The organism is Mucilaginibacter lacusdianchii (assembly GCF_009770985.1).
Taxonomy (GTDB): Bacteria; Bacteroidota; Bacteroidia; order Sphingobacteriales; family Sphingobacteriaceae; genus Mucilaginibacter; species Mucilaginibacter lacusdianchii.
The window spans coordinates 641,924-657,584 of sequence record NZ_WSRW01000003.1 but is presented as its reverse complement, the minus strand read 5'-3'; the positions used below and the strand labels follow the sequence as shown (position 1 = coordinate 657,584).

The window sequence follows — 15,661 nt, the reverse complement described above, 5'->3', positions numbered from 1 at the left end:
GTAATACAATGTCCCACCATTTATCTACTGACGATATTACTACTCAAAACCCGTCATTCACCACTAATGCTTACGCCATCATTGTAGCTGGTGGATCTGGAACCCGTATGCAAAGTGCTGTGCCAAAACAATTTTTATTACTTAATGGCAAACCTGTTTTAATGCACACGCTGGAAGCGTTCTACTCTAGTCAATTAAAACCAGAACTGATTGTAGTGTTGCCTGTAAACTATCATGAATATTGGACATATTTGTGTACACAATATGAGTTTAAGTTACCACACCATTTAGTGAGTGGCGGCGTAACAAGGTTCCATTCTGTTAAAAATGGCCTGCAACTAGTGCCGGATGATGCTTTAGTAGCTGTGCACGATGCCGTACGCCCGATGGTGGACACAGCAACTATTGAAGAAGCTTATCAGCAAGCGGCTCTGGTGGGCTCGGTTGTGGTAGCCGTAAAAAGCCGAGATTCGGTAAGACAGGTTACCGGTAATAAAACCAAAAGCCTGATACGTGAAGAAATTTACTTAGTGCAAACACCGCAAACTTTTCAGGCCAATTTGTTGAAAAAAGCATACGAATTACCTTATCAAGACAGTTTTACCGACGATGCCAGTGTAGCAGAGCAAGCCGGGAATACGATTCAAATTGTGGAGGGCAGTTATCAAAACTTTAAAATTACCTTCCCTGAAGATATCGCTTTAGCAGAGATACTACTAAACAAAAAGGGCCACCTGTAACAGGTAGCCCTTTTTGCTAAATGGTATTTTATAAGTTATGCGCTTCTTATTACTCTTAGTAAAATAGCAATAATAGCTATTACTAATAACACGTGAATAATACCGCCATCACCAAAAGATCCTAGCCCGTGGAATACAAAGCCGACAACCCATAAAATGATTAAGATAACTGCGATTAAATACAATAAATTTCCCATAGGTAAATGATTTAGATATAAGTGAGTGAGTGAAAATGATAGTGAGTTAAGCCCTTCTGATAACGCCTAAAAGCAGCGCGATGATAGCTATAACAAGTAAAACGTGGATTAATCCAGTGGCGGAGTACACAAAAACTCCCAACAGCCATCCAATAATCAGGATAACAGCGATAATGTAAAGTAAGCCTCTCATTTTGGTAAATGTTTAAGTTTGAAAATAAATGAATGTTTTTCAGATATCTACTTAACCAAAACCATTCCAAAAAGTTGGACATAAACAAAAAAAACCTGCTTTCGCAGGTTTAATATGATATTTAATATTCGTCTTCGTTAAAAAAGAAATCGTCTTTGGTTGGATAATCCGGCCAAATTTCTTCGATATTTTCATATGGCTCGCCATCATCTTCCAGCGCTTGCAGGTTCTCGATAACCTCAACAGGAGCGCCCGAACGGATAGCGTAATCAATCAATTCATCTTTGGTAGCAGGCCATGGTGCATCTTCTAGATGAGACGCCAGTTCAAGAGTCCAGTACATACGTTATAATTTATTAGTTTGGGTTAATATTCAATTTTCGCAAAAGTATAATATTTTGTATTGATTTTTCAAATATTTTTTTTCACATTTCAAAATCGAGGCATCCATTTATTTTCAGGGACTTGTTCATCCTGCCCTGCAGTGCGTGCCAATACAAACAGGTAATCACTTAAACGGTTAAGGTAAATGATTATGTTTTCGTCGACCGTGCTTTCCTCAGCCAACTGAACAACTAAGCGTTCGGCCCGGCGACATACACATCGTCCTAAATGACAAAATGAGATAGTATTACTACCACCCGGCAATATAAAATGTTTCAGCTCTGGCAATAATGACGTCATGCCATCTATCTCCTGCTCTAACACTACAACATCAGCATCAGTAATATCCGGTATTACCATACTTGATTTTTCCGGATCGGCAGCCAGCATGGCACCTATTGTAAACAGACGATTTTGTATTTGTTTTAATACATCTTTATGTCGAGATACCGGTTGCTGATCGGCAATCAAGCCTATATAGGTGTTCAGTTCATCTATTGTGCCATAACTTTCTATCCGGATATGATATTTAGGAACACGGCTGCCGCCAATTAATGAGGTAAAACCTTTGTCGCCGGTTTTGGTATATATCTTCATTGCAACTGCAAGTAAATAAATTTAATATTGTTTTTGGCACAGTATAAATAAATGTAAACTTTTACCGTTCCATTTTAAGGCATAAATATAGCAATGACTGTTTATATGAATAAAAAGTTGTCTCACTCATTTAATATTATCAAATCTGCTGTATTTGCGGCCATTTTAGTAAGTTTCAGTTGCGGCAATACCTCTAATAGTTCCCAAACACCTGCTGCCGCTACAGCCCCGGTAAAAATTAGTGCAGCAGGCTTGATTACCGAAAAGCAGTATAATGATTTGTTTCCGCAGCACGCTGCTTTCTATAGCTATCAGTCATTTGTGAAGGCGGTGAAACAATTAAGTAACATTAAAATAAAAGTTACCCGGCGTGCGGTTTCTGTTTACCAGCTTGTTCGTACAGATAAAACAACCGGCAAGTCAACCATTGTTCGCCAGGATGTAGACTGGAACGAAGAGTGGGCTAAGGAAAAACCCGATAGTACTTACGAGGTAAACTTTGGAAACTTTTGTACAGAAAAAGATGCCGTGGCCAACAAAAAAGAGCTAGCCGCTTTTTTTGCCCACATTGCCCACGAAACCCGTCACGGCGAAGACGGCAAATACAATGACGGCTTAATGCTGATTCATGAAAACAACACAACTAACGCCTACATTGGCGAAAGTGACGAATATCCCCCTATTGCCGGCAAAAAATATTACGGACGCGGCCCCATGCAGCTGAGCTACAATGGCAACTACGGCTATGCTTCTGACTGTATCTTAGGCGACGATCAAATACTTTTGAAAAACCCCGACTTAGTAGAAACCGACCCGGTAATTGCCTTTGAAACAGCCATTTATTTTTGGATGATGCCGCAAACCCATAAACCATCAGCGCATGATGTGATGATTGGTAAATGGCAACCCAAAGCCAGCGACAAGGCCAAAGGGCGTTCACCAGGTTTTGGCATGACCATTAACATTATTAACGGCGAGGTGGAATGCAATAAAGGTGAGAATATGTACAACATGAAAGACCGCATGGGTTTTTACCAATATCTTCTAGCTAAACTTGGCGTGAAAGACGACAACTGCGTTTGCAGCTGCGCCAAAATGCAACCCTATTTATATGGTGTAAATGAGTAACGCCGGCCGTCTGGGGGGGTAGTACTTAAAGTATATCTTAAATAAAAAATGTCATTTCGAGTGATAACGAAAAATCCTTTGAAAGCGATTAGTGAACCTGCTAATTTCAAAAGATCTCTCTCTGTCGTTCGAGATGACAATATTTTAATATTCTCTTCCACATGAGGTGATAGGAAAAAACCACTATTCCATCACCAACACGCCATCAGCCATAATCTGAATATCTTTTTTAGGCTGATTTATTTTGGCAATTTCTGTTTCACTTTTACCGACGTCAGCAGCATAATGCCGAAGGCGCTCAACACTGGTTTCTGAGGATTTGGCTGTACCTTCTACCACTACCTTTTTACCTACAATGTTTTGCGGCATAAAAAAAGCATAGTCGGTAAAGCGTACCATCACATGATTGCCGTCGGCTTGTTTAAGTTTCATGAAACACCCTTTCTTTTTGCAAACCTCGACCACCTCGCCGGATACTTTTCCATGGTAAATAGTATCAGTAGCTAGTGCTTGGTTCAACTTAGGTAAACTGATAGCCTTATTGCTAGTGATCAATTTACCATAAGTTACGCCGGGAGCAGCTGTTGTAATTGTGCTTTTTTGCGCAATTGCAACCGTACTACAAAATAGGGCAGCTATAAAAAAATACTTTTTTCATGATATAAACACTTTTGGTAAGTATAAATATTGTACAAACTAATTACTTCTTCTCAATAACCTTAGCTACTAAGAAGTGCTGACCATCATGTTCGGGCGAATTTAATAACGCCTCGGCATGCGTAATATCATGTTTTACAACATCTTCGCGCAAAACGTTCACTTCATTAGTCATATAAACCAGCGGTGCTACATTGCTGGTATCAACTTCGTTTAACTTGGCCATAAAGTCAAGTATGCGGCTCATGTCTTGAATCAATTCACCGGTTTCCTGCTCAGTTACTTCCAAGCGGGCCAGGTGAGCTATTTTGTTGACAGTATCTTTATCAATTTGCATGATTGTGTAGTTTTTGGTTAATCAATTGATATACTTGATCGCGCAGGTCATCAGCATCATCAACGGTTAAGTGCGCAGTTTCTATAGGCGCATGCACAAATATATTACAAATGCCCGGACGACTACCTTTTTCCAGACCTGTATCCCATAAAACTTTCCAGGTATCTAATGAGCTCACCGGAATAATAGGCACCTTATGTTCAATGGCCAACCTAAATGGACCGTTTTTAAACTCATGCAATGTTGGCGGATAATCGTCCGGTATCTTACCCTCCGGAAATATTACCATACTCATGCCCTGCTGCAAACGCTCGGCCGCGCTTTTAAAAGCCCGGAATGATGACATTCTACTATCGCGGTTAACCGGTATATCTATGGTTTGAAAAAACAACTTGGTTACCGGATTTTTCAATAGCTCTTCTTTACCAATGAAACAAAAATTATTTTTCATAAACAAGCTAATGGCCGTAATATCCAAGTTGGAAGTATGGTTAGGGCAAATGATGTAAGTACGGCTCCAATCTATAGGTTGTTCTACTGTATAGCGGTAAAATATTCCGGATATGGATGAGCTGCATATACCCCATATTTTTCTAAACTTATTCATCATCGGATACCTTTCAGCCTTCCGCGAAAAGTAATATAAAAATGGCCATAGCAGAAAGAAGAAAACAGCCACGCTGTAACGGTAAAAATGGCTGTGTACTTTCTTCAATAGTTTTTTCATCGGCCTCAAAAATATAAAAATTCCGTACTTTCGCCCCTATTATGGAAACTGTTGTTAGTGGTATTCGTTCCACCGGAAAACTGCATTTGGGTAACTACTATGGTGCTATCCAAAACTTCATTAAAATGCAGCACGAATACAATTGTTATTTTTTTATTGCTGATTTACACTCGCTGACCACACACCCTACTCCTGCCGACTTGCACGGCAACGTAAAACAGGTGTTGGTTGAATATCTGGCCGCTGGTATTGACCCTGAGCGTGCTACAATTTACATACAGTCGGACGTACCCGAAGTAGCCGAGCTTTACTTGTACCTGAACATGAACGCTTACCTGGGCGAGTTGGAGCGTGCCACCTCATTTAAAGATAAAGTGCGCGCTAATCCTGATAATGTAAATGCCGGCCTGCTTACCTACCCGGTGCTAATGGCGGCCGATATTCTTATTCATAAAGCTACCAAAGTACCTGTGGGTAAAGACCAAGAACAACACTTGGAAATGTCCCGCACTTTCGGAAATCGCTTTAACCGCTTGTATAATCACGAGTACTTTCCAGAACCATATGCGTTTAACTACAGCAACAATCTGGTAAAAATTCCCGGCTTGGATGGCAAGGGCAAAATGGGCAAATCTGAAGGTGAAGGCAATGCGGTTTACCTGTCCGACTCACCAGAAGTAATCCGCAAAAAAGTGATGAGAGCCGTTACTGATAGCGGCCCAACAGCAGAAAATCAAGAAAAACCATCTGAAATACAAAACCTGTTCGACTTAATAAAGGTGGTGTCTACGCCTGACACTTACCAGCATTTTGACGAACTATACAATAAATGCCAGATCCGTTACGGCGATTTGAAAAAGCAACTAGCCGAGGATATGATTATTGGCACCGCTCCTATCCGCGAACGTATAAACGACATAGCCAACGATCAGGCTTATCTACGTCAGGTGGCGCGCTTCGGTGCAGCCAAGGCGCGTGAAAGTGCCTCAAAAACTATCCGTGAGGTACGCGAGATTATTGGATTCAGAAATTTTTAATTGATATCGTAGTTGTTGGTTTGTAGTTTACAGCCTATTGTGTTATAGAATACTAAAGCATAACATGGTCGATCTTTTACCATGAACTGATTACGATGAATCATGAACTACTCAAGCAACTAATTACATTCCCATGCACATTGCCATTGTTGGAAATATAGGAGCCGGAAAAACTACCTTAACAGGTTTGTTAGCCAAAAACTATGGTTGGGAGCCGCAATACGAAGCGGTAGATAACAACCCATACCTCGAAGATTTTTACGGCGACATGAAACGCTGGAGCTTTAACCTGCAGATTTACTTTTTGAACAGCCGTTTCCGTCAGATTACGGAAATACAAAATGGCTCAAAAGACATCATTCAGGATCGTACCATTTACGAAGACGCCTACATATTTGCCGAGAACCTGCACGATATGGAGTTGATGGATACGCGTGATTACGACAACTATCAGTCGATATTTGAGAACATCACTTCATTCATCAAACCACCGGATTTGCTGGTATATTTGAAAGCATCGATTCCTAAATTGGTAAATAACATCCACCGCCGCGGCCGAGAGTATGAAATCGGTATCCGTTTAGACTACCTATCTAAACTAAACGAAAAATACGAGAAGTGGATTGCCAACTATAAGCTTGGCAAACTGCTGATTGTGGATATGGATAACCTGGACTTTGCCAATAACAGCGAAGATTTAGGCAGCATCATCAACCTTATAGAAGCGGAAATTCACGGATTATTTTAAATTGGTTGTTTGATGTAAGTCGTCGGTTGTCCGTATACAAATAATACTTTCTTGACTGACAACTCACAACAAACAACGCACAACCAACAACACACATGAAAATACTCGGCCTGATACCCGCTCGTTACGCTTCTACCCGTTTTCCGGGCAAGCCTTTAGTAGATATTACCGGCAAGGTAATGATACAGCGGGTATATGAGCAGTGCGTTAAATGCAGCAGCCTGGACGAGGTAATTGTAGCTACCGACGACGAGCGCATTTTAGACCATATACACAGCTTTGGCGGCAAAGCGGTTATGACCTCGGCCAGTCACCAAAGTGGCACCGACCGTTGCGCTGAGGTAGCAGCCAATCATCCCGAGTACGATGTGATTATCAACATACAGGGCGATGAACCATACATCGACCCGGTACAAATTTCTAAGGTAGCCGCTTGCTTTAACGACGGTGACACACAAATTGCTACACTCATTAAAAAAATAACCAACGTTGATGATTTGTATAATGCTAATTCGCCAAAGGTTGTTATCAACAAATTAAGTGAGGCTATCTACTTTTCTCGTTCTCCTATTCCACATATTCGAGGGCAGGAAGCAGAGCAATGGCTACCGCATTTTAATTATTTTAAGCACATCGGCATTTATGGCTTTCGGGCCAATGTATTGCAGCAAGTAACACGGCTGCCTATATCGTCATTAGAAAAAGCCGAAAGCCTAGAACAGTTACGATGGATTGAGAATGGCTATCGCATCAGAGTGGCTGAAACAGATTTAGAAACGCAGGCTGTGGATACGCCGGAAGATTTGCGTAAATTGCCTCAATAAATCAACACTAAATACTTATCACAATCATGCTTCAATTACGTTTTTTGCAGTGCTATTGCTTTGTACAGTAGCGTATGCTGCCAACGCACAAAAAACCGACTACATTATTACCCTGCAGGGTGATACTGTAAAATGTAAAATCAAAAGAATTTTGTTTAGCTCGAGCGTTAAATTTAAAACTGATACGATGAAAGAGTATCAGGAGGTAGACGCAACTTCTATTAAGCAATATTGCTTCCGAAAAGCCAAATACCCTCAACGTGCTGTTACATTACCTAATAAAAAGAACCCAGAATTTTTGAGCTTAGTAGAAGAAGGTAAGATTAATATTTATGAAAAAATCGTAACATCAGGAGGCTATCCCACATCCTACACCTACACTTACTGGTATGTACAAAAAGGAACAGGTCCGTTAGTGGATATTAAAAGCAATGCTTTAATTAACCGTAGAAGCAGAAGCGACAGACAGGAAGACCTTATTGCTTTGATAAATGATAATAGTGCGGTACTGGATCAGTACAAAGCTGCAGACAGCTTCAGCTTTGATCAAATAAAATCTACTATCCACTTTTATAACACCGGTGAAGCACCAAAGAAATCTGAAGAAACGACGGAGGAAGTAAGTTAAGGTAACTATCAAAACCATACGTTTCATCAACAGTTTATGTGTTACGCTTACTAATGATGAAACTAAAAATGAATACATTTCATAAATACTTTTTTACAGCATGCTGCATGCTGTTGGTAGCATGCAGCAAAAACGGCCCTATGTCGCTGTTTAAAAAGCTATCACCGCATGATGCCTATGCGCAGCGTCTTAAAGATGCAGGGCTAGACCGCACCGCAATGGGCATCGGCTGGTTGCAAAAAGGTGGGTCCAGTGTTACCAATGCCTTAACCATCACCATACCGTATAAAGAATCCGGCTATTTTGCGGCCGACAAAATTCAAGCTACCGCACTCCGCTTCAGTGCACAACGCGGCCAAAAACTGCATATCGCATTAAGTCGTAAACCACAATTTAATTACTCCATTTATATTGACCTGCTACAACAAACCGACACCAACGAACAAAAATTGGTTGCATCGGCTGATACAGCAGGATTAGGCCTACAATATGAAGTAAAAGAAACCGGCAAGTATGTACTGCGCCTGCAGCCTGAGTTGTTACGTGGCGGCGAGTATACCCTTAACATCACAGCTGGTCCGTCACTTAGCTTCCCGGTGTCATCAACCGGCAAACCAAACATTGGCAGTTTTTGGGGAGATGGCCGTGATAATGGCGGCCGTAAGCACGAGGGAGTGGATATCTTTGCAACCAAGCACACACCAGCGATTGCGGCAACGGATGGTATTGTGACTAATGTGACCGAGAACAAATTGGGTGGCTTGGTAGTATTTGTGCATCCAAATGATGCCGATTATACTTTATACTATGCACATCTGGACCAGCAGTTGGTCAGAAGCGGTCAAGCGGTTCGCATTGGCGATACCATTGGCTTAGTTGGCAACACCGGCAACGCCCGTACCACGCCTTCGCATCTCCATTTTGGCATTTACACCAATGGCGGAGCTATAGACCCGTTTCCTTTCGTTAATCGTGAGATTAAAGTACCTAAGCAAATTAACGCATCTTTACAATTGCTTAACGCCACGGCACGTACTACCAGTCGTAGTAAATTTTATATCGAACCGAGTGAAAGAGCAACTGCGATAGAAACACTTCCTATAAGTACAGCCGTTAATATTGAAGCTGCTACAGATAGCTGGTATAAAGCCATTTTGCCCGATGGAACACAAGGGTACATCAGCAGCAGGGACGTTGCTATGGCAAGCAGCAACATACGTACACTAACCATTAAACAACAGCAACCCTTATGGGATGCACCTGATAGCACCAACGCCGCCCGCAAAGCTGTGTTGCCTGTAGGTGCACAGGTTAACATTAAAGGTTCATTTCGTAGCTATTATTTAATTACTGACGACAAGGACAATACCGGCTGGATTGATTCAGGAAAATAATTACACCTTTACCGGTTCAATAAATAGCTGTTTGTAATGTGGATATTGCTCTTGAATATTCCGCCGCACGGTTTCAATGCTACCGGCCAACTGTTCGCTGCTGATGCCCTCTCTAAAATGCATTTTAAGTACTAAAATAATTTCTTCGGGCGCCAGGTACATAGACAGGCATTGCGCAACTTGTTCCACATCATTATGTTCACTGGCTATATTGGTAACCTGTTTTAACTCGTCAGGGTCGGCACTCTCGCCCATTAGTAAACTACGGCTCTCGCGCACAAGTAAAATGGCTACAACCGTTAACAATACACCAATCATTATGGATGCTATACCGTCAATGTAAGGATTGTGCAGCAGTTGTCCTAATAAAATTCCTGTAAAGGCAATCAAAATACCTATTACATCAGCAGCATCCTCAAACAACACCACAAATGTCGATGGATCTTTACTTACGTGAATGGCACGCCAGAAAGACATACTGCCCCGCTGCCGGTTAAATTCTTTTAATGCTGTTATAAAAGATATACCGTCAAAAACAAAGGCAATACCTAATACCGCATAATTCCAAATCGGATTTTTAACTTCTTCGGGGTGCATTAAATGTTCAATTCCCTCATAAATTGAAAATCCACCGCCCAACGCAAAAAACAACAGCGATACCACAAATGACCAGAAATATAATTCTTTGCCATATCCAAACGGCCGTGTTGCATCAGCCGGCTTTTGGCTTTGCTTAATACCCAACAGCAACAACACTTCATTGCTAGTATCAACCAGCGAGTGTATCCCCTCTGATACCATGGCCGAGCTGCCGGTAAAAAAAGCGGCTACCAGTTTGGTTGTGGCAATTAGCAAATTAGCGGCAAAAGCGGTATAAATAGGCGTTTTAGATGCAGGCATGATGTTAACGTTGCAGGAATAACAGGATTGCCACATGTTAAGTTTGATTAGATATTGATTTGCCTCACAATTAAAGACATGGTTTAGTGACCTAACAAAAGTATAAGACAGATAATTACAATCCTTATCACACAACGTAACTACTTTTTCCGTTTATACCTAAAAAAAAGATTTGGTTTTAAAACTGACATGAATAAATTAATTACATACTTACATAAAGTACCCGTTTGGATTACTTCTTTCTGCATATTAATGTCTTTCAACGCCTGCAAAAAAGACAATAATAACCGTGATAATGTTGTTGCTCCACCAAGCCCACTGGGTACATTAGGTTTATACCAATTTGGAAACGGATTAAACAAACGCATCTTTGTTCAAATAACACGGGTAGGTACACAAACCGTTAATTACGCCAGCATATTTGATACAGGCTCGTCGGGTATGACAATGGATGCCGATGGCTTGATTCCGGCCAGTATGATAACCAGCTCGGGTATACAAGTGACCGGCGATTCAGTTGAAGTGAATGGAATAACGGTTACGTCACGCACCGGCATATTAAGTTATGGCGATTTAACCGGTCTTACACGTGAATACGGTAACCTGGCTTATGCAACCGTCACCATCGGCAATAGTGCTCAGGGCAGTTTAACCACCAAGCGTATTCCCTTTTTTATGTATTACAAAATTGTGGATAGCAAAGGCAACCAGTTAGCTAAACATGCAGCCGACGTTTTTGGCGTAGGTCCGGGCAGCGGGTATGGCAACATACCGGTTTCAAGTCCGCTGGCGGCGTTTAACTATCCGGCCAATGTAACTAACGGTTTCAAACTGGCGGCTTTGAATAGCACCAGCTTTGATGCCAAGGGCACCTATGTGGCGGGTTTATTAACTGTTGGCTTAGTAAACACCGATTTAACCAGTTCGGGCTTTATCATGCACCCGCTAACCTATACGGCTACTAATGGCTACTCGCCTAATATTCCGGCAACTATCACGTACAATAATACCTCCGTAGCAGCGAAGGTTTTATTTGATACAGGTACACCATCTGTATCAACTATTGAAAACACTCGTGAAACGAAAGCCTTGGGACAATTGCCAGATAACTCAACGGTAACTATTACAACTGAACGCGGCTTTACTTACACCTACACAACCAATAGTAACGGTAACTTAACGGAAATACAAAACCCTAACATCTCCGGCGATTTTAGAAGCATTATGAGTATAGACTTTTTTGTGAACAACCTGTTCCTAACAGACTATACCAATCACCAGATTGGGTTAAAGAACAAGTAGTTGATCTTAAAAAAGCAAATCCCTCATACCTTAACAGCATGAGGGATTTGCTTTTTAAAACACTTACAATCCCGAAAAATAATCGTATCCTCTTTCGGCCCAGTAATCGGGTGGCCGTTCGTTACTGAAGAAAAGCGTACCAATGCGCTTTAAATTCTTGATCCCATATTTGGTAGGAATGATCAATCGCAATGGTGCGCCGTGATCGGGCGACAGTGGCTGACCGCTAACCTCATAGCACAACAAGGTTTGAGGGTGCATAGCGCTGGGCATATCTATACCTACATAGTATTTTTCATCGGGCGTACGCAAGCCTACATATTGCATTTTGGCCTGCTCGTGCAAGCCGTAATGCCGTACAAAATCGCTAAACTTTACCCCTCCCCAGTGGCTTACCTGGCTCCAGCCCTCCACACATTTAAACTCAAAAGCAAATTCGGTTTTAGGCAGTTTCTTAATTTCATCTAACGTGAACTCAAATGTTTCCGATACGCTTTTGGCAACTTTTAACTTCCAGCCTGCCAACTCTTTATCGGTAATTCCAACATCTCCGTTTACACGCGGGCGCTTTACCGCCATCGCTTTTGGATAAGTGCGAGAGAGTTGTTCTGCACTGACATTATTTTCAAACAGTTCTCCGTTAGCATTAAGTACCCGGCGTAACGGCTTACGTGCACCAGCGGTAGCGCCAGTTGGTTCTTTAGCAGCATCATACAAAGCGTCCCAGCCCCAATAGGCCAGCGTTGCTCCTGCTACAAAGGTAAGCGACGATATAAATGTACGGCGGCTTACCTTTTTAGCGTCATAAAGCTCAGTGTTGGGTGATGATTGCATTTCCGGTTTATCGCTCATCGCTTCCTCCTTTCGCAGTAACAGATTCAACCGCAGCTCTATCTTTCACTTCGAAACCTCTAATCATGCTGATAAAATTTTGCCAGCCGGCTAAAGCCACCTGTACAATATGAATAATAAAAAACAGACAATACCCGATAGTTAATACAAAATGAATAAGCCGTGCCGTACGGTATCCACCACAAATAAATGTTAACCAATTAAATTGTACAGGCTTATAGATAGCTAAGCCGGTGAGTAACGAACCTAACCCCATAACAACAACGGCAGTATAAGCAATGCGCTGAGCAGCATTATACTTATTATGAGGTGGTACAGTTTTACGCACATGCAAATCGTGCAACAACACTAGCCAGGCATCACGCCAGGAGTGTTTTTGCGGTAACAGGTGCCTCCACTCGCCCGATATAATGGTGTATAATACATACAAAAAGCCATTTACGGCAAATAGCCACATAAACACAAAGTGAAATGCCATACCTTCAGCCAAACGGCGTTTGATATGATATTTTTGGTAAAACCATTCCGGAAAAAACTTAATAACCGTGGCACCAAACATTTTAATGGCGTAAGGGTCATAAGCCCAGTAAATTAGCAACCCACTCCATATCATTACCGCCAACAACGGAAAATTGAGCCAGTGAAACCATCGGATAGCCAATGGGTGCTTGTTAATAATATATTTCATGAATAAAAATACGTACGCTTAAATTTGGCTTTCAACTTTGACAAGGTAAATCTAGCAAACACATGCTATAAGCTATCTATCGTAATTAAGTATACGTTTAGTTTTAATAATTAGTACTTCATAGCAAGATCACTGATCTGGTTACAGTTAAAACAGACCAGGAATTAACAAAGCAACCGCTTTTTTTGATATATTCAACATTATTTACTTTTACATTTTACATATCGGAATGATATCACGTTTACTCTTACTTTCGAGCCTAACGATATTGGCAAACAGTGCCTTTTCACAACCTAAGCCATTAAAGCCCGCTGATGTTTACCGCATTTCTACCTTGGCCGATCAGCAGGTAGCTCCTGACGGAAAATGGATAGCTTATAGTTTATCTGACGTTGATACCGCGCGTAACCGCAGGGTATCGCACCTTTGGATGCAAAGTTGGGACGGCCAGCAATCGATACAACTTACTCATGGCGACGAAGCCGCCTCGGCACCGCGCTGGAGCCCCGACGGTAAATATCTGGCTTTCCTGTCGGCACGTGAATCTAAAAACGGATCGCAGGTCTGGTTGATGGACCGTCGTGGCGGTGAGGGTAAAAAGTTAACCAACATAACCAAAGGCAACCTGAACAGCTATGCCTGGAGCCCCGATAGCAAACGGCTGGTGCTGGCGATTGAAGATCCGGAATTTAAAGGCAAAGAAGCGCCTAAAACACCTGAACCCATTTATATTGACCGTTTTCATTTTAAACAAGACATCCTAGGTTATTTGGACCACAATCATACGCATCTATATTTATTTACTATAGCAACCCTAAAATTGGATACCCTAACCCGTGGCGACCGCGACGAAGGCAGCCCGGAATGGTCGCCGGATGGGCGCAAGATTGTGTTTGTGAGCAACCGTACTACAGACCCGGACCGTAATCATAATGACGACATTTTTGTAATAGACGCCAAGCCGAACGCAGCCATGAAACAGCTAACCACTTGGACCGGCAGCGACGACCAGCCCCATTGGAGTCCAGATGGCAAACACATTGCCTACTCACGTTCAACCAGCAACGCCAGTTATAGTATGTATGACCAGGATATACTTTGCTTGATGGATGCCGATGGCAAAAACAACCAGCTGTTGACCCAACAGCTCGACCGGCCTGTTGGTCGTGCGGTGTGGAGCAAAGACGGGCAGAATATTGCATTTCAGGTGCAGGATGATAGGATGTCGTACTTGGCCCAATACAACTTAGTCAGCAAACAAATCACATCGCTAAGTAAAGGTAAATACAGCATTAATGGCGCTGTACCTTATGATGACGACAGTTATGTACTGCGCTTAAGTACGCCTTATTTACCAACCGAGCTGTTTGCTTTAGAAAACGGCAAATTACGTCAGCTTACGTACCATCAAAAGAACTGGCTAAGCACCGTTAAACTGGCGCATGTAGAAGGTTTCCAAAGCATTAGCAAAGATGGTGCTCAGGTGTCGAGTATTTTGTATTTGCCGGATAGCACCAAGCGTAAAAATTTGCCATTAATTTTGTTCATCCACGGCGGGCCGACCGCGCAGGACGAATACAGCTTTGACCTGAGCCGACAGATGCTGGCTGGCGCCGGATATGCTGTGGTAGGCGTAAATTACCGGGGCAGTACTGGCCGTGGGTTGGAATACTCTAAAACCATATCGGCCGATTGGGGCAATAAGGAAGTTCTCGATCTGTTAGGCACCGTTGACGAGCTGGTGAAACAAAAAATTGCAGATCCAAACCGTTTGGGTATCGGCGGATGGAGTTATGGTGGTATTTTAACTGATTACACTATTGCCACCACCACCCGCTTTAAGGCAGCCAGCAGCGGTGCAGGCAGCGGTTTACAGTTAACTATGTATGGCACCGACCAATATGTACTGCAATATGAGAACGAACTTGGCGTTCCATGGAAAAATCTGGATAAATACGTAAAACTATCTTACCCCTTTTTCCATTCAGACAGAATAAAAACCCCGACCCAATTTATGGTAGGCCAGCGCGATTTTAATGTACCGGTCGCCGGTAGCGAGCAAATGTATCAGGCGCTAAAATCACAAAATGTACCGGCCGAGCTTATTGTTTACCCTAATCAATTTCACGGCATATCGGTACCCAGCTATCAGGTAGACCGTTTTGAACGTTACATTAAGTGGTTTGATAAGTATTTGAAAAAGTAGTGCGAAAAGACTACAAAATAGAAATGTCATTTCGATTGATGTAAGAAATCTTTTAAAACGCTTAATTTGTAAGTATTAAAAGATTTCTCACTTTCGTTCGAAATGACATTTTTAAATTAAAT

Annotated in this window: 19 protein-coding genes; 9 read left to right on the top strand and 10 right to left on the bottom strand. The window is 42.1% G+C overall.

The window, feature by feature from the left end; translation table 11 throughout:
• The first annotated feature begins 8 nt into the window (after positions 1-8).
• Entirely contained in the window at positions 9-740 is a 732-nt protein-coding gene (locus tag GPM24_RS16325) for a 2-C-methyl-D-erythritol 4-phosphate cytidylyltransferase (RefSeq protein ID WP_158828091.1), read from the top strand.
• Between the two features lie 35 nt (positions 741-775).
• Here the strand turns inward: GPM24_RS16325 and GPM24_RS16320 are convergent, their stop codons facing one another.
• From GPM24_RS16320 to GPM24_RS16305, 4 genes are all read right to left on the bottom strand, one after another.
• A complete protein-coding gene (locus tag GPM24_RS16320; RefSeq protein WP_158828089.1) occupies positions 776-937 on the bottom strand; it encodes a lmo0937 family membrane protein in 162 nt (53 codons plus the stop codon).
• A gap of 46 nt (positions 938-983) precedes the next feature.
• Positions 984-1,130 carry a lmo0937 family membrane protein gene (locus tag GPM24_RS16315; protein WP_158828087.1) on the bottom strand — a complete coding sequence of 49 codons (147 nt, stop codon included), beginning with the start codon at positions 1,128-1,130 and terminating at the stop codon, positions 984-986.
• Between the two features lie 121 nt (positions 1,131-1,251).
• Complete coding sequence (locus GPM24_RS16310; protein WP_002996718.1) at positions 1,252-1,473, bottom strand: DUF2795 domain-containing protein; 222 nt, start codon at positions 1,471-1,473, stop codon at positions 1,252-1,254.
• An 89-nt stretch (positions 1,474-1,562) separates the two neighbouring features.
• Positions 1,563-2,111, bottom strand: a complete 549-nt coding sequence (locus tag GPM24_RS16305) for a cob(I)yrinic acid a,c-diamide adenosyltransferase (protein ID WP_158828085.1) — start codon at positions 2,109-2,111, stop codon at positions 1,563-1,565.
• 105 nt (positions 2,112-2,216) lie between these two features.
• Here GPM24_RS16305 and GPM24_RS16300 point away from each other — a divergent pair, with 105 nt between their 5' ends.
• Positions 2,217-3,239 carry a chitinase gene (locus GPM24_RS16300; protein ID WP_158828083.1) on the top strand — a complete coding sequence of 341 codons (1,023 nt, stop codon included), beginning with the start codon at positions 2,217-2,219 and terminating at the stop codon, positions 3,237-3,239.
• A 183-nt stretch (positions 3,240-3,422) separates the two neighbouring features.
• Here the strand turns inward: GPM24_RS16300 and GPM24_RS16295 are convergent, their stop codons facing one another.
• The 3 genes from GPM24_RS16295 to GPM24_RS16285 all read right to left on the bottom strand — a co-directional run bounded on the left by GPM24_RS16295 (position 3,423) and on the right by GPM24_RS16285 (position 4,960).
• On the bottom strand, positions 3,423-3,758 hold the full coding sequence (locus GPM24_RS16295) for a DUF4920 domain-containing protein (RefSeq protein WP_233268881.1): 336 nt from the start codon (positions 3,756-3,758) through the stop codon (positions 3,423-3,425).
• Positions 3,759-3,939: 181 nt separating this feature from the next.
• Complete coding sequence (gene gatC / locus GPM24_RS16290) at positions 3,940-4,233, bottom strand: Asp-tRNA(Asn)/Glu-tRNA(Gln) amidotransferase subunit GatC (protein ID WP_158828081.1); 294 nt, start codon at positions 4,231-4,233, stop codon at positions 3,940-3,942.
• On the bottom strand, positions 4,223-4,960 hold the full coding sequence (locus GPM24_RS16285; protein ID WP_158828079.1) for a lysophospholipid acyltransferase family protein: 738 nt from the start codon (positions 4,958-4,960) through the stop codon (positions 4,223-4,225). The genes gatC and GPM24_RS16285 overlap by 11 nt, the downstream gene beginning before the upstream one ends.
• A 41-nt stretch (positions 4,961-5,001) precedes the next feature.
• On the opposite strand from GPM24_RS16285, the gene trpS reads away from it, so the two are divergent.
• The 5 genes from trpS to GPM24_RS16260 all read left to right on the top strand — a co-directional run bounded on the left by trpS (position 5,002) and on the right by GPM24_RS16260 (position 9,591).
• Positions 5,002-5,997: a tryptophan--tRNA ligase gene (gene trpS, locus GPM24_RS16280; protein WP_158828077.1), complete on the top strand. Its 996-nt coding sequence runs from the start codon at positions 5,002-5,004 to the stop codon at positions 5,995-5,997.
• A 133-nt stretch (positions 5,998-6,130) separates the two neighbouring features.
• Positions 6,131-6,745, top strand: coding sequence for a deoxynucleoside kinase (locus GPM24_RS16275; RefSeq protein WP_158828075.1), 615 nt, complete (start codon positions 6,131-6,133; stop codon positions 6,743-6,745).
• Between the two features lie 95 nt (positions 6,746-6,840).
• A complete protein-coding gene (kdsB, locus tag GPM24_RS16270; RefSeq protein ID WP_158828073.1) occupies positions 6,841-7,569 on the top strand; it encodes a 3-deoxy-manno-octulosonate cytidylyltransferase in 729 nt (242 codons plus the stop codon).
• 187 nt (positions 7,570-7,756) lie between these two features.
• The gene (locus tag GPM24_RS16265; protein WP_158828071.1) at positions 7,757-8,197 is read left to right on the top strand and encodes a hypothetical protein; all 441 of its coding nucleotides are present in this window, start codon (positions 7,757-7,759) and stop codon (positions 8,195-8,197) included.
• A 53-nt stretch (positions 8,198-8,250) separates the two neighbouring features.
• Positions 8,251-9,591, top strand: coding sequence for a M23 family metallopeptidase (locus tag GPM24_RS16260; protein WP_158828069.1), 1,341 nt, complete (start codon positions 8,251-8,253; stop codon positions 9,589-9,591).
• Here GPM24_RS16260 and GPM24_RS16255 read toward each other — a convergent pair whose 3' ends face one another.
• Positions 9,592-10,491, bottom strand: a complete 900-nt coding sequence (locus GPM24_RS16255) for a cation diffusion facilitator family transporter (protein ID WP_158828067.1) — start codon at positions 10,489-10,491, stop codon at positions 9,592-9,594. It abuts the gene before it with no gap.
• A gap of 189 nt (positions 10,492-10,680) precedes the next feature.
• Between GPM24_RS16255 and GPM24_RS16250 the strand changes: the two genes are divergently transcribed.
• The gene (locus tag GPM24_RS16250) at positions 10,681-11,793 is read left to right on the top strand and encodes a pepsin/retropepsin-like aspartic protease family protein (protein ID WP_158828065.1); all 1,113 of its coding nucleotides are present in this window, start codon (positions 10,681-10,683) and stop codon (positions 11,791-11,793) included.
• A 63-nt stretch (positions 11,794-11,856) separates the two neighbouring features.
• Here GPM24_RS16250 and GPM24_RS16245 read toward each other — a convergent pair whose 3' ends face one another.
• Together GPM24_RS16245 and GPM24_RS16240 are read right to left on the bottom strand one after the other, a co-directional pair.
• The gene (locus GPM24_RS16245) at positions 11,857-12,645 is read right to left on the bottom strand and encodes a molybdopterin-dependent oxidoreductase (protein ID WP_158828064.1); all 789 of its coding nucleotides are present in this window, start codon (positions 12,643-12,645) and stop codon (positions 11,857-11,859) included.
• Positions 12,635-13,333: a cytochrome b/b6 domain-containing protein gene (locus GPM24_RS16240; protein WP_158828062.1), complete on the bottom strand. Its 699-nt coding sequence runs from the start codon at positions 13,331-13,333 to the stop codon at positions 12,635-12,637. Before GPM24_RS16240 ends, GPM24_RS16245 begins: the two co-directional genes overlap by 11 nt.
• A gap of 229 nt (positions 13,334-13,562) precedes the next feature.
• On the opposite strand from GPM24_RS16240, the gene GPM24_RS16235 reads away from it, so the two are divergent.
• On the top strand, positions 13,563-15,539 hold the full coding sequence (locus GPM24_RS16235) for a S9 family peptidase (protein ID WP_158828060.1): 1,977 nt from the start codon (positions 13,563-13,565) through the stop codon (positions 15,537-15,539).
• The last annotated feature ends 122 nt before the right edge of the window (positions 15,540-15,661 follow it).